Below are 14,647 nucleotides of genomic sequence, written 5' to 3' on the forward strand. Positions count from 1 at the left end.
GGCGTCGGTCCACATCCCGAGGACGGCCACCATTCCGGTGACGGCGGCGCCGGCCCCGCCAGCCGAGGCGGCGGCGGCTCGGATGACCACTGCGCCGCCGACGACGCCCCCACTGTGCCGGTGGCCCCTCTGCGGCGGGAGCCGGCTCAGCCCGCTCAGTAGGTGCAGGAGACGCCCGCCGGGGCGGCGGCCGGGGCGGAGTCCGCAATGACCCGGACGCCGCCGCCCGCGGCCACGCCCGCAGCCGGCCGGGACCAGGACACCGGGACGGCCGCGGAGGTCGCCGCAGCGGCCGGCAACGCACCGGTGGAGCTCGTCGTGGCGGCGCGGCCACCGAAGGGCTTCAGGAAGGCACCGAGCTGGTCGGGATCGGGCACCAGCACGCTCTGCCCGGCACGTTGGCCGGCCGCCGCCGGCACGGTGGCGAACGTGACCCCACCGGAACCGATCGACTGCATCCGGACGGCGAGCAGGCGCAGGTCGGCCAGGGAGGTGCGGTCGTCGAGGGTGATCGCGGAGGTCGCGGCGTCGACCACATTGATCAGCTTCGCCGGGTTGAGCAGCGTGTCGGTCGAGGCAATCCGTTGGAAGACGACCCCCAGGAACTGCTGCTGGCGGCGGATCCGGTCGATGTCGCTCTCCGGCAGGCCGTAACGCTGGCGGACGAAGGCCAGGGCCTGCGCCCCGGTCAGCCGGTTCTCCCCCACCTGGCCGGAGAAACCGGAGTAGTGGTCGTGCAGGTTGTCGAAGCCGCGCGCCTTCAGCTCGGGCGGCAGCTCCCTGATGCAGACGGTGACCCCGCCCAGCGCGTCGGTCATCCCCTGGAAGCCGACGAAATCGATCTGCACGTAGTGGTCCACGCGGATCCCGGTGAGGCCTTCGATGGTCGCGACCAGTAGTGACGGCCCGCCGTAAGAGAAGGCCGAATTCAGTTTGGAGCGCTGAGCCGCATGCTGGGTGCCCCGCGAATCGGTGTAGCCAGGGATCCGCACCCACAGGTCGCGGGGGAAGGAGATCAGGGTCGTCGAGCCGTTTTCGTCGAGATGGGCGAGGATCGTGGTGTCGGACCGCTGCCCCTCGGCCACGCCGAACTCACCGTTGGTCCCCGCCCGGGTGTCGGACCCAACCAGCAGGATGTTCTGCGTACCGCCCGAGGCCGACGCCGGCCGGTCCACACCGGCGGCGAAGGTCAGCGGGGTGTGGCGGACCCGGCCGTCGTAGTGACGTAGCACGGCCCAGCCGCTGGTGGCCAGCACAAGCACGACCGCGGTGACGCCGCGGTGGATTGAGCTGCGGCGCGGGGTCGCCGGTCGCCGGCGGGTCCCGCCGGGTCGGGCCAGGCGGCTCGGCGGCCCGGCGACCATCTGGCGGCTCGGCGCGGCCAGCCTGGAGATCACGCCCGAGATGGGGATCACGGCCGGAATAGGGATCGGCGTAGGGGTCCCGGGAGCGGCCGGAGGGTCGCGGCTGGGCCCGTGGGCGAGCCGGGCGGTCGTCCCCGGCGGGCAGAGGCGATCCGGGCTGGCGGCGCGGCCACTGCCCCGCCGGCCAGTTCTCCTCGGACGTGGGCCGAGGGGCATCGCGCCGCCGGCCGTCGCCCTCCCCGTCGCGGCGTCCCGCGGGCGGCCCGTGCCGTTCCGGCCGATCCGGAGGCCAGGTCATGGCCGCCTCCCCCTCCCTCATCCACCGGGAGGAGATCATCCCGCGCCGGTGACGCCATCGGTGTTCCGGCCACGAGCCACGAGCCACGAGCCGACCAACGGAACACTCCAGGACAGCCTCTCACCAAACTCGCACCCTGGGGGCCGTCGGCCCCGTCGACGACTGTCAGATGGCCGACCAGGCCCGGCCGCGATCGCGTTCCGGGGAGTGTGCGGTGGTTGGCAATCCGTGGGCGCAACCTTCGACCGCATTTGTGCGGACTTATCCTCGACCAGGTCGAAAATGCCAGGATCTCCGCAATGTGATGTCGGTTACAGCACCATCGAGGAGTCGAGCGCGTCGACTCGGATGCCCCGACTCACCGTGAGCCCACTCCCACTCGCTGGCCGCGAGGCCGATGAAGGCACGGATATCAGGTCGGTATTACGGGGACCAAGGAGGTCAGCACCCGGACCGAACCGCCTCGGGTCCACCGCCAGGAGCCCACACTCCGAGTTCCGGCATCCCCGTCAACGGACAGCGACAGAAAGTCACGTAACGACGGATAGTGCGGATCTCGCACGACCGAATGCTTGCCCGTGTTAACCCGTTCGAAGCGACAGGATGGACTCTTGGGTAACCTTCCGAGGCCGCCGGCCCAGCAGGCACTCCCCCTCAAGCCGGATGATCGGATGACGTCGCGCGCGGCTACCGGATCGCCGGTCGACAGATCAGGCCGGGAGGCAGGCGGATCGGCTCACATCGCCCGGAGGATCCGCGCGCCAAAATCCAGGCTCCGACCGCGGCGAGTTGTCCGGTGCGGTCTCGATGGACGACCAGACCGGCACACCACTACCCGGCGGACCTCGACCGGCCTACCGTTAACGGTATGAGTGCCCAGTCCCACCAAAGCACACCTCCACCGGCCGGCACGGGGGTACCCGAGGGAGCCTCGGCGGCGGGTGGCCAGAACTTCATCACAGCCGGCGAAGCGGATGTTGTCCGCCCCCGCATCGATGTACCCGGGGCGACGAGGGATTCCGCTGGCGCGGAGTCAGATTCGGAGCCGGTGTCCGTCTCCGCGGAGGCCGGCGAGACGACGGCCGGTCCGGCCGCGTCTTCTGGCCGCGAACCCGGCCAGGCCAACCACGATGAGGAACCGCACGCGGCGTTCCGCCGGTTTATGGCAACTGGCTGGGCGCCGATTGACGACGCTGTGCCATCTCGCGATGACTGTGTACCCTACACCGCGAAACGCCGCGCCTTGTTGGGCTCGCGGTTCCCGGCCGATGCCCTCGTGGTGCCCAGCGGTGGCCTACGGGTACGGGCAAACGACACGGATTTTCCGTTCCGTCCGGGAAGTGACTTGTTCTGGTTGACAGGCTGCCATGAACCCGATGCCGTGCTGGTTCTGCTACCCAACGCAGCCGGCGAGCACGATGCGACGCTGTATGTCGCGGGCCGATCAGACCGCTCCAGCTCGGCGTTCTACACCGACCGCCGATACGGCGAACTCTGGGTCGGTCCCCGGCCGGGGGTTCGCGAGACGGCCGCCGCCCTGGAGATCGAGTGTCGGCCGCTGACCGAGCTCTCGGGCGCGCTGGCCCGGCTGGCGCCGGGAAACACCAGGACGCTGCGGGGAATCGATCCACTGGTTGACCGCTCGGTGCTGCGGTGGTCCGACGACAGATCGGCCGACGACCGCGATGTGGTACTCGCGCAGGCCCTTTCCGAGCTACGGCTGGTCAAGGATGACTTCGAGATCGCTCGGTTGGACGAGGCGGTCGCGGCGACAGCGCGTGGCTTCACCGAGTGCGTAGGAGAAATCGGCCGCGCGATGGAGCTGCCCAACGGCGAACGCTGGTTGGAGGGCACCTTCTGGCGGCGCGCCCGCGTCGACGGCAACGACGTCGGCTACGGCTCCATCGTCGCCTGCGGGCACCATGCAACCACCCTGCACTGGGTGCGCGACGACGGGCCGGTGCGGGCCGGTGAGCTGGCACTTCTCGACATGGGGGTGGAGGGGAGGTCGTTCTACACCGCCGATGTCACCCGGACGCTACCGATCACCGGCCGCTTCACGGACCTGCAGCGCCAGGTATATGACGTGGTTCTCCGCGCGCAGCAGGCCGGCATCGACGCCGTCCGCCCGGGAGCGTCGTTCCTGGACCCGCACCGCGCGGCGATGCAGGTCATCGCCACCGCTCTGGCGGACTGGGGGTTGCTGCCGGACGGGGCGCAGGCATCGCTGTCGGAAGATCCCCGCGCGCCGGGCGCGGGGATCCACCGCCGATACACCTTGCACGCCACGTCGCACATGCTCGGGCTGGACGTGCACGACTGCGCCCAGGCGCGCGACGAAACCTACCGGGATGCGGCGCTGGAGCCCGGGATGGTGCTCACGGTGGAACCGGGCCTGTACTTCCAGCCCGACGACCTCACCGTTCCCCCTAAGCTGCGCGGCATCGGCGTCCGGATAGAAGACGACATCCTGGTCACCGGAGACGGAAGACGGAACATGTCTTCCGGGCTTCCGCGAACCCCGGAAGACATCGAAAACTGGATGGGCCGGCATCTGCCGAACTGACGGAACGAACAGAGCCGGCGACAGCACGCGTCGGCACGAAGGTCAATCGTTCCTGCCACACCGGCCTGGCCGGTGTGGCAGGAACCTGCCCTGGCAAAACCTGATCAGCAGGTCTTTGGGCACCGGGGCCTGCGGCCCGCGGCCGAATACCGCGGGCACGACGGGTACTACGGGGTCCACCGCTTCGAGTCTCGACCCGGAAAAGTCGTCAAGACCAGGATCAGTGGGCCTTGTCGTACGCCTCGACGATGTTGGAAGCGATACGGCCACGGTCACTCACCGTGTAACCGTTGCTGCGCGCCCACTCGCGAATGTCGGCGGTGCGGTCGGTTCCGCCGGTACGCCGCGAAGCGGTACGCACACCACGACGGCCACCCGCCGCACGGCCACCGGAACGGCGGGCCGCGGTCACGAACGGGGCCAGCGACTCACGCAACTTCGTCGCGTTCTTCTCCGACAGGTCGATCTCATACTGCGCACCGTCGAGTCCGAAGCGGACAGTCTCGTCAGCCTCTTCTCCACTGAGATCGTCAATCAACGAGACGATGGTCTTCTGGGCCATGCCACACTCCTTCAGGTCAGCGGACCGCAGAACTCACGCGTCTAGTATTACCACGAGAACACCGGGAACTGTCGCGCCTGGTTCGGCGGACTCGCAGACTTGGGCCGCCGAACACGAAGACACCGGTCTAGGCACGCTGGTGAGGCTGTCGGAGTGCGGAACCCAAACGCGGCGGCCAAGCTCGGCATGATAGAAGGTGATCATGTTTTGCGAATCACACCTTCCGAGCCGAAACGCCGGCCGCAAGCGGACAGTTGGGCCGCCGTCGGCCGGGCGGCGACCATGTCCGCCGACCTTGGGACACCGATCGTGTTCGTCTACCGACTCCCCGGACGATTGCCGGGCAATCGGCAGGCATCAGCCGGTGGGTGCTTTGGGGTGCTGGCGCCGCGAGCGGAACCGACCGGTACGAATGCCAAAGGGGATCGTGGCGGCGGATGAGTACGCCTGATTCCGGCGCCGACCCTATGGCTCGGCGCACGGACGAGTACCCACGGACGTGGGTGGTGGACGGTGCCAACGTCATTGGCTCCCGGGCCGATGGCTGGTGGCGCGACCGTCCGGGCGCTGCCCGGCGCCTGCTCGCCGATATTTCGACCTGGATCGCCGGGTCCGACGCGCACGTCGGATCGCCCGGGTCAGCGGAATGGCCGGCGCGGATCCTGGTCGTTCTGGAAGGGGCGGCCCGAGCCGGGGTTCCCGCCGCAGCGGTGGTCATCGAGCCGACTCCGGCCTTGCCTGCGGCCCCCAACCATGTCCACGACCAGTCGCGCGGGAACACCGATCAGTCGCGCGGGAACACCGTTCGATCTCCCGGGAACGGCGACCACGCTCGGGGGAAGGGCCAGCGCTCGCCGGGGGACGGCGACGGCAATTCCTGGATCGCCGCCGATCGATCGGACCCGACGCCCGAGTACGGCGCCGCACCCGCACTTGCCGTCATCCACGCCCCGGGGCACGGCGATGACGCGATCGTCGACACCGCCCGCGAGGCCGGTCCCGGCGCCATCGTGATCACTTCGGATCGCGGGCTCGCCGCCCGTGTACTCGCTCTCGGCGCCGAGGCACGCGGCGCCGGCTGGCTGTGGAACCGGCTTCGACGGTGAGACCCACGGCGACTTCCCCCGACGGGGCCTCTTCGGACCTACCCCTTGCGGGGCTCTCAACACGCGCGTGTCGCCGGAAAGATACCATGGCAGAAAAAGACCCGACCGTGGCGCCAACGTGAATCTGACGCCTTCTGAGACCCCCGCGCCGCCCACGGCCGACAGGGAGCGCCTCAGCCCGTCCTGGGGCGAGGTCCCCCGAATGATCGCGCAGATGTCAGCGACCAGGCCGCCCGATGAAGCAGCGGGAATCCGCCCGGAAATCCGTCGCGATCGCGGGAACGGCCGTCACCGGACATGATGCGGGCGGCCGGCCCGCAGGCCGCAGTCGACCCAGGGCCGACGTTCAGGATGGACGGGCGCGAGGAGGCGCGCTGGGCGGGGCGCAGGCTCAGACGGCGGCGGAGACCGGTCGCCGCGGCGGCGGGCCGGCGGCCAGCCGAGCGGTGTAGCGCCCGGCGGCGACGCTGACGTCGAGGGGAATCCCGAAGCAGTCGGACAGGCAGGGCGCGGTGAGCACCTCTGCCGCCGGGCCCGCGGCCCGCACCTGGCCGCCGCGCATCAGCAGGGCGTGCGTGATCCCCACCGGGATCTCCTCGACGTGGTGGCTGACGAGAACGCTGACGGGCGCCGCGGGATCGGCGGCGAAGCGGGTCAGCCGCCGCAGCAGCGCCTCACGGGCCCCGAGATCAAGCCCGGAGGCGGGCTCGTCGAGCAGGAGCAGCTCCGGGTCGCTCATGAGCGACCGCGCGATCAGCACCCGCTTACGCTCGCCCTCGGACAACGTCCCGAACCGCCGGTCCCGCAGCTCCCGGCAGCCGAACTGGGCCAGCAGGCCGGCGGCGCGGGCGAGGTCGACGTCGTCATACGGCTCGTCGCCGCGACCGAGCACCGACCAGCCGGCGGTGACCACCGCGTCGAGCACCCGCTCGTCCGGGGGCGGCGTCTCGACCAGCGCCGGGCTGACGACGCCGATCCGGTAGCGCAGCTCGAGGAGGTTCACCGTGCCCAGCCGGTGACCGAACAGGTCGACCGCGCCCGAGGTCGGGAACAGCCGGCCCGAGGCCACCTGCAAAAGAGTCGTCTTTCCCGCGCCGTTGGGGCCGAGTATGACCCATCGCTGACCGGGACGCACCTCCCAGCCCACATTCCGCAGAAGGTACGACCCATCCCGCACGACATTGACATTGTCGAGCCGCAGCACCGCGTCCGGCATGACGCTCACGTTACGCGACACGTGCCCGGCCGGTGCCGCCAGGATGGCCCGACCCCAACACACTCGCCGTGCGCCGCCCGGCCGGGCGGCCCGATCACGGCACGACCGAATCGGCGGGCGACGGGGCCACCAGGTCGACCTCCGCCCAGACCACCTTGCCGTCGGGGATCGGGCGAAAACCGTGCCGCACGGCCAACCGGGAGACCAGGTCGAGTCCGCGCCCGGCTTCGTCGTCCGGCGAGGCCTGCCGGCGCCGGGGCAGTCGGCCACCGCCGTCGGCGACCTCGACGACGGCCCGGTCACCGAGCCGCCGCAGCCGCAGCCGCACGGACAACGGCGGCCGGCCGTGGCGCACGGCGTTACTGGTCAGCTCGGACAGGACCAGGACGACGGTGTCGATGATCTCGACGGGCAGCTCGGCATTCTCCAACGCGAGCCGGCACTGTGCCCGCACGGCGTGCAGCCCGGTCGGCCCGTCGACGGTGACGTCGAGCAGTGCCGGCCCGGCGGTCGGTTCGTCGGGCAGGCGGGCGATCAGCAGCGCCGCGGCGTCGTCGGCGGGCGCCGGCTGGCCGTCGCGGCCGAGCCCGACGCAGGCCGCGGTGGCCAGCGGGTCGAGGTGGTCGGCGGGTGCGTCACTGTAGCGAGCCAGCACGGCGGCGAGGTCCGAGACGCCGGCGTCGACGTCGCGGCCACCCCCGCGGACCAGGCCCGCGGTGAACAGGGCGATGAGGTATCCCCGGCCCAGCCGGACGGTGTACTCGGTCGCGTCGGCATGCCCGGCCGGATCCCGGCGGACCTCACCGAGCGGGGAGCCGACCGCCATGTACAGGCGCGAGACAAGCCCGTCCGGGGCGACCACGAGGGGCGGCGGATGGCCGGCGCTCGCCAGCGTGAGCACGCCCGTGTCAAGCTCGGCGATCGCGTAGATGCAGGTTGCGACCTCATCGCCCGGCATGTCCGCGACGACGCCGTCGAGCAGCGCCAGCACCTCGCCGGGTGGCAGGTCGAGGCGGGCGCAGGCCCGCGCGGCGGCGCGAAGCTGGCCCATCGCGGCACTCGTGCGCAGCCCCCGTCCCCGGACCCCGCCGATGACGAGAGCGGCCCGGCCCGCGCCGAGGTCGATCACGTCGAACCACTCCCCGCCGGCGTCCCCCGCGGCCCCAGCGGGCAGATAGCGCGACGCCACCTGCAGTCCCGCAGGCACCGTCGGTGCCGCGCCACGGAGGGTCTCATGCAGCTTCGCCGCGCCGTCGCGCGCGCTGTGCTCCCGCTCGATGCGTTCCAGGGCGACCCCGGCGCGCGCGGCGAGCTCGGTCAGGAAGGCCAGATCGGCCTCGACGAACGGGGCCCGGTCACCGGCGGCGGTCAGGCTGAACACGGCCGCGATCCGACCGACCCGCACCACGGGCAGCACGGCCGTCGTGTGCGCGCCGACCTGACGGATCCAGCGCGCGAGGTCGGACGGCGGCTCCCAGCCGAGCGCCGCGTGGCTGACAACCTCCCCGACCCCGCGGGCCGCGACCTGGCTGATCGGGTTCGACGGGGAGGCGAGCGCCGCGATCCAGGCGTCCGTCGAGGGCGCGGCACCGGCCGCGGCGGAACCCGCGACGATCAGGGGCCGAAGCTCCGGAGCCGTCACCTGCCCGTCCGTGACTTCCCTTTCACCCTTGGTAGCGACGCCGGCCTGGCCCATCGGCTCGGTCTCGGCGGGCTCGGTCTCGGCGGGGGGCACGAGCGCCGGACGGGCCGTGACCAGATGGACCACGCACAGGTCCGCGATCTCCGCCGCGATCAGCTCCGCGACGGCACGCAGGGACTTTTCGGGAGCATCGGCCGAGGTCACGATCTCGGTGGCCCGGGCCAGCAGGCGCAGCCGCCGGTCGGCACGCTCCCGAGCCTCGCGTTCCTCGTTCGTCGCGGTGATCGCCGCCTGCGCCTGCGCCGCATCGGTCATGAGCCGCTCATGCGCCCGGGCCCGCTCCAGCGCGCGGGCGGCGGCCGCGGCGAGGCCACTCAGGTAGGCCCGATCCGCGGCGGTGAAGGTCCGCGGGGCCGGGAAGGCGAAGGCCACCACGCCGAACGCGGAGCCGTCGAGGGCGACCAGCGGCAGCATGGCCCACGCCTGCTCACCCGCCGCCACCGCGGCATCGACAAGATCGGAGACGGGCCAGCGAGCGAGCAGCTCCCCCCGATCGGCCAGGAACAGGGGCCGGGCTGCCCGCACCACCTCGGCCAGGGGATGAACCGCACCCAGTGCCACATCCGGCCAGGAACCGGGCCGCTGCGGCGCGTCGCCGCTCGCGTGGGCGAAACGCAGCTCGAGGCGACGATCGTCGACCAGCGCGACCCCACGCCCGGCCGCCCGCGCCGCCTGGCCGCCAACGTCGAGGATGGCCGCGACGACCTCGTCGACCGTGCTGGCACGGGCCAGCGCGACGGAGAACAGTCCGCCGGACTCGGCCCGCTGCGAGGCGGCCTCGGCCTGTTCGACGGCCGCCTCGGTCCGCCGATCGGCCTCAGCCCGCGCCGCCTCGGCGGCCCGTTCCCCGGTGAGGTCGCGGATCACGCCGAGCCACTCGACCGGCCGTCCATCGCCCGCCGGACCGGTGCCGCCCGCCGCCTGCCCACCGGCGGCATCCACCGCAAATCCCGGTCCGGACACCGGCAGCACCCGTGCGGTGACGACGCGCTCGGCACCGCCCACGCCGGTCGGCGCGGAGATCCGGAATTCGGCCTCGAAGGCCTCGCCGCGCTCGACCGCCCCACGCCACAGCCGCGCGACCCGGTCCAGGTCGGCCGGATGCACCCCGGACAGCCAGCCACTGCCAGCCAACGTCCCCGGTTGCTGGCCGGTGGCGGAACGCCAGCCAGGCAGGTCGACGTCGAGGGCGCCGTCGGCCGCCGCGTGGAAGACGTCCACGCCGGCGGCATCGACGAGCCCGCGGTAACGCGCCTGCGCCCGCAGCCGCTCCCGATCGGCGATCTGCCGACCCGTGACGTCCAACGCGACGAAGGACACCCCCACCGGACCGAGCTGTGGATCGGTCACCGGGAACCAGCTCGCCAGCCAGGTCAGCGGTGTTCCGGCCGGGCCCGCGACGCCCACCTCCAGCTCCACCACCGCCTCGCCGGTGCGCAGCACCCGGGCCAGCAGGGCGTCGAGCTCGGAATCGCTGTCGCCGAGCACCTCGGACGCGGTGCGGCCCAGGTGGTCCCGAGCGGAGCGGCGATCCAACCGGGTGAGTGCCTCGTTGACCCGAACGAACCGGCCGGTCCGGTCGAGCAGGGCGAGTCCGACGGGTGCCCGGACGAACAGCGCATCCAGCATCGCGAACGCCGCCACCGCGGAGTCCCCACCACCACCGCCGTCGCCGCCACCACCACCCGGTGCCTGTGGGCCGCCGCGGGCGGCGCCCGGCGACCCGCGATCCGGGGCGACGTCCTCGGGGCCTCGCCGCGGGCCGGTGCCCTCGATGACGTCGCGCGGCCTCGCCTCGCCGGGGGCCGGCGGATCGGTCCGCGCGACCAGCGGCCATCCCGCGGGCAGCACGGGCAGGTCCGGGCCGCCTCGCTCGGGGTCCTGGCCGGGGGCCAGGCTCGGGCCGGGGGCCGTCCCGGGGGCCCGGATGGGGCCCGTCCCGGGGATGGGAGAGCCGGCGCCTTCGGAACCACCGTTCCCCGCGGCGCCCGGCGCCCCCGACTCCGCCGGCTGGTGCTGCGCGCCCCGACCCGGGCCGTGCATCGGCACCAGCTCCGCCTGACCGGGCGTCCCCGCCCTGGGGGCACCCATGGCCTCTTTGGGCCCCCTGGCCTCGGACTGGGGCACCCCGAAGGCGCCGGATGCGGGCCAGACGGGCGGCTGCGCGGAGTACGGCGACGTCATGGGAGACGATTGTGGACGGCGTGACCATGTTGTGCCGAACCGCCCCGGACGGGGGGTCGGTCGACCACTGGCACCGCAGGCGTCCAGAAACGCCGCGGCCCGGCGTCGGCCCTGGGCACGGACGGCCCGGCCACGACCTCCGCCGACAGCACGGTGACCCGCCCGGTCGACACGATGACTGGGTCAAGGGTGAGATGTACCACTTCGGGAATGTCGTCGGCAAACCGGCCGACGCATAGCACGAGCTCCTCCAGCGCGGCGATGTCGACCGGGGCCGAGCCGAGGTAGCCGAGCAGCAGCGGTGCCGCCCGCACGGAACGAACCAGCCGGGCCGCGTCGACGTCGGTCAGCGGCACGATGTGGTGCGCGCGGTCACCGAGCAGCTCCGTCGCCGGGCCCGACAGGCCGAAGGAGACCAGCGGGCCGTACTGCGGGTGCTCCTCGGACCCGACGACCACCGACACCCCGACCGGTGCCATCCGCTGCACGACGATCGGCACCTCCGGCCCGAGCTGGGAGCGCAGCGACGCCCAGGCCGCGCGCACCGCCGCCGCGTCTGGCAGGTCGAGGCGCTGCCCGCGCAGATCGGGTCGGTGCCGGTACGGACGCGAGCGGGCCTTGACGGCCACCGGGTACCCCAACCCGCTGCGCCGCCTCGGCGGCGCGCCGTGGCGAGGTCACGAGCTCCGCCGGCTGCACCGTGATGCCGTAGCAGTCCAACAGCGCGGCGATGAGCCCGCGGGCCTCCTCGGTCCGCACGGCGGTGGTCGGCTCGGTGCCGGTCGGACGGGACCGCCACTGCGCGTATCCGACGACGCGGCGCAGCACGGTCACCGCGGCCTCCGGGGACGGGTAGGCCGGGATGCCGACGAGCTCGCTCGGCATCTCGACGCCCTGCATGGAGGCGAGGATCGGCACGGTGATCCGCTCGGCCGCCTCGACGGCACCGGCCGCCACCGGGCCCGGCAGGGACGGCGGCAGGCGGGCCAGCGTCACGATGAGCGCGTCGGCCCGTTGCGCCGCGTCGAGCAGTGCGGCCGTGAACACCGCCGAACCGCTGCCGCCGGGTAGCAGGACCTCCTCGGCGATCAGGCCGGCGGCGTCGGCGGCACGTGCGGTGAGCCGGACCAGCGCCCGGGAGGCACCGATCACCGCGACCCGGCTGCCCGCGGGCAGCGGCTGCGAGGTGAGCAGCAGCGCGACGTCGAACGCCTGCGAGATGCGGTCCACGCCGATCACGCCGGCCTGCCGCAGCAGGGCGTCGTCGAGGGCCGAACGGCCGGAGTACACGGTCACGATCGGCTTGCGCCGGCCGAGGCGGCGGGCCAGCCGGGCGAACTTGCGCGGGTTGCCGAACGTCTCCAGGTGCATGATCACCGCGTCGGTCTCCGGGTCCTCCTCCCAGTACTGGAGCAGGTCGTTGCCGCTGACGTCGGCCCGGTCCCCCGCCGAGACGAACACGGACAGCCCGACCCCCCGCGCGGCGGCCGCCTGCAGGATCGCCCCACCGAACGGGCCGGACTGCGAGTAGCAGCCGACCCGCCCGGCCGGCGGCATCTGCGGCGCCATCGACGCGTTCAGCCCCCCGGCCGGGTTCTGGATGCCCATGCTGGCCGGGCCGACGACCCGCATGCCGCTGGCCCGCGCTTCGGCGGCCAGGGCGGCGTCGGCGGCGTCCCGCTGGTCGGTGAGCACGACCAGGCCCCGCACCCCGGCCCGCCCGCACGCGGCGACGACCCCGGGCACCTCGGCCGGCGGCACGCACACCACGGCCAGGTCGATCGGGCGGGGCACCTCCTCGATGCCGCCGTAGGCGCGGATCGAGGCGACCGCGGTGCCGGCCGCCGCGGCGGCCGGGTTCACCGGGTACACCGGCCCGTCGAAACCACCGGTGAGCAGGTGGCGCAGCACCGAGTTACCCAGGGAACCCGCGGCGCGGGCGGCGCCGATGACGGCGATCGACCGGGGATGCAGCAACCGACCGATGGAGGCCGCCTCCGCCCGATGTTCACGGGCGCGCATCACCGTGACCGACTGCTCGGTGGGGGTGATCTCGAACGACAGCCGGACGGCACCGGAGTCCCAGGCCCGCGCGACGGTGTAACCGGCGTCGAGGAAGATCCGGATCATCTGCCGGTTCTCGCCGAGCACGTCGGCGTCGAACCGACGGATGCCGCGGTCCCAGGCCGCGGCGGCGAGGTGCTCCAGCAGCACCGAGCCGAGACCCCGGCCCTGCTGGGCATCCTCCACCAGGAAGGCCACCTCCGCCTCGGTCGGCCGGGCCACGGTGCCCTCCCAGTGCGCCACGGCGACGAGATCGTCACCGATCATGGCGACGATGGCGACGATGGCGCCGCGCGTCCGCTGGTCCACCACGGTCATCCGGTGGATGTCGGCGCCACTCAGCGCCCGACGGGCGGTGAAGAAACGGAAGTAGATCGACTGGGGGGACAGCCGCGTCCAGAACCCCCGAAGCAGCGGGCCGTCGGTCGGCAGGATCGGCCGGATGTGGGCCGTGCCGCCGTCGGTGAGGATGACATCGGCCTCCCACTCCGCCGGGTACGCCAGCGGCGTGTCGTCCCCGCCCGGGGGCGGCAGCGGCGCGGCGCTCACCGGTCCACGGTCGGGTCGAGGCCGTGCAGGGGCAGCACCTCACGCCGGGTGGCGGCGACCGCGCGGTCCAGCGGATCGTCGGGATCGCCCTCGCCGGCGTCCCAGGGCCGGTAACGCACGCTCACCCCGTCGCCGAGAGTTCGGGGCATCCCCGTCGTGTCCCCCACGGACTTCTGGCCGGTGACGGCCCGCACCCGCTGCGGGGCTTCGGCGCGCCACTGCGGCGGCAACGCGGTGCCGGGTTCGAGGGAGTGGTGGGCGGCGACCGCCAGCAGCTGCGTCCAGGCCCGCGGCACCACCGCGTCCAGCGCGTACCCGCCGCCGCCGCAGGCCAGCCAGCGGCCGTCGCACAGCGCGTGCAACGCCTCGTAGGAGGCCCGCTGCCCGTCGACCGACAGTTCCAGATCGGCCAGCGGATCGAGGGCGTGGGTGTCGCAGCCGTGCTGGGTCACCAGCACCTGTGGCCGGAACGAGCGCAGCAGCACCGGCACGACCCCGGAGAAGGCCCGCAGCCAGCCGGCGTCACCGGTGAACGCGGGCAGCGCGACGTTCACGGCGCTGCCCGCGGCGCCGGGCGCGCCGACCTCGTCGGGGAAGCCGGTGCCGGGGAACAGCGTCCGCCCGGTCTGGTGCAGCGAGATCGTGAGCACCCGGGGGTCGTCGTAGAACGCCGTCTGCACCCCGTCGCCGTGGTGCACGTCGACGTCGACGTAGGCGATCCGGGTCGCCCCGGCGGCGAGCAGCCAGGCGATCGCGATGGCGGGATCGTTGTAGATGCAGAAGCCACTGGCCATCCCCGGCATCGCATGGTGCAGCCCGCCGGCGATCGACACGGCGTGGCGCGCCGGCCCTTCCCACACCGCCCGGGCGGCCTCGATCGTGCCGCCGGTGATCAGAGCCGCGGCCTCGTGCATCCGCTAGAAGATGGGGTTGTCGGCGGTGCCGAGGCCGAACAGGGCCGCCATCCGCGCCCGGGCAGGATCCGGCGCGGCGCGGACCGCGTTCACGTAGAGCGGATCGTAGATGAGCTCGATCA

General features: G+C 72.9%; 6 protein-coding genes and 2 pseudogenes. 2 read left to right on the forward strand and 6 right to left on the reverse strand.

The window, feature by feature from the left end; all coding sequences use genetic code 11:
- Positions 1–155: 155 nt before the first annotated feature.
- Entirely contained in the window at positions 156–1,415 is a 1,260-nt protein-coding gene (locus G6R25_RS13645) for an LCP family protein (protein WP_235948329.1), read from the reverse strand.
- A gap of 1,409 nt (positions 1,416–2,824) precedes the next feature.
- Here G6R25_RS13645 and G6R25_RS13650 point away from each other — a divergent pair.
- Positions 2,825–4,228 carry an aminopeptidase P family protein gene (locus tag G6R25_RS13650; protein ID WP_205447104.1) on the forward strand — a complete coding sequence of 468 codons (1,404 nt, stop codon included), beginning with the start codon at positions 2,825–2,827 and terminating at the stop codon, positions 4,226–4,228.
- 220 nt (positions 4,229–4,448) lie between these two features.
- Here G6R25_RS13650 and G6R25_RS13655 read toward each other — a convergent pair whose 3' ends face one another.
- Positions 4,449–4,790 carry a histone-like nucleoid-structuring protein Lsr2 gene (locus tag G6R25_RS13655; RefSeq protein WP_009742427.1) on the reverse strand — a complete coding sequence of 114 codons (342 nt, stop codon included), beginning with the start codon at positions 4,788–4,790 and terminating at the stop codon, positions 4,449–4,451.
- 506 nt (positions 4,791–5,296) lie between these two features.
- Between G6R25_RS13655 and G6R25_RS13660 the strand changes: the two genes are divergently transcribed.
- A complete protein-coding gene (locus tag G6R25_RS13660) occupies positions 5,297–5,896 on the forward strand; it encodes a hypothetical protein (protein WP_163553273.1) in 600 nt (199 codons plus the stop codon).
- Between the two features lie 391 nt (positions 5,897–6,287).
- Here the strand turns inward: G6R25_RS13660 and G6R25_RS13665 are convergent, their stop codons facing one another.
- The 4 genes and pseudogenes from G6R25_RS13665 to G6R25_RS13680 all read right to left on the reverse strand — a co-directional run.
- Positions 6,288–7,112, reverse strand: coding sequence for an ABC transporter ATP-binding protein (locus G6R25_RS13665; RefSeq protein ID WP_163553275.1), 825 nt, complete (start codon positions 7,110–7,112; stop codon positions 6,288–6,290).
- A 94-nt stretch (positions 7,113–7,206) separates the two neighbouring features.
- Positions 7,207–10,905, reverse strand: coding sequence for a SpoIIE family protein phosphatase (locus G6R25_RS13670; protein WP_268904140.1), 3,699 nt, complete (start codon positions 10,903–10,905; stop codon positions 7,207–7,209).
- 89 nt (positions 10,906–10,994) lie between these two features.
- A pseudogene (locus G6R25_RS13675) lies at positions 10,995–13,611 on the reverse strand (bifunctional acetate--CoA ligase family protein/GNAT family N-acetyltransferase).
- Positions 13,608–14,647: pseudogene (locus G6R25_RS13680) on the reverse strand (acetoin utilization protein AcuC); the annotation flags it as partial. The pseudogenes G6R25_RS13675 and G6R25_RS13680, both read right to left, overlap by 4 nt.

The sequence above is a fragment of the Candidatus Frankia alpina genome (genome assembly GCF_902806485.1).
Lineage (GTDB): Bacteria > Actinomycetota > Actinomycetes > Frankiales > Frankiaceae > Frankia > Frankia alpina.

Excerpts from the sequence above, each read along its gene's own strand:
- G6R25_RS13650 (WP_205447104.1), top strand. The coding sequence starts at position 2,825 with ATGGCAACTGGCTGGGCGCCGATTGACGACGCTGTGCCATCTCGCGAT.
- G6R25_RS13655 (WP_009742427.1), bottom strand. The coding sequence starts at position 4,790 with ATGGCCCAGAAGACCATCGTCTCGTTGATTGACGATCTCAGTGGAGAA.
- G6R25_RS13665 (WP_163553275.1), bottom strand. The coding sequence starts at position 7,112 with ATGCCGGACGCGGTGCTGCGGCTCGACAATGTCAATGTCGTGCGGGAT.
- G6R25_RS13670 (WP_268904140.1), bottom strand. The coding sequence starts at position 10,905 with ATGGGTGCCCCCAGGGCGGGGACGCCCGGTCAGGCGGAGCTGGTGCCG.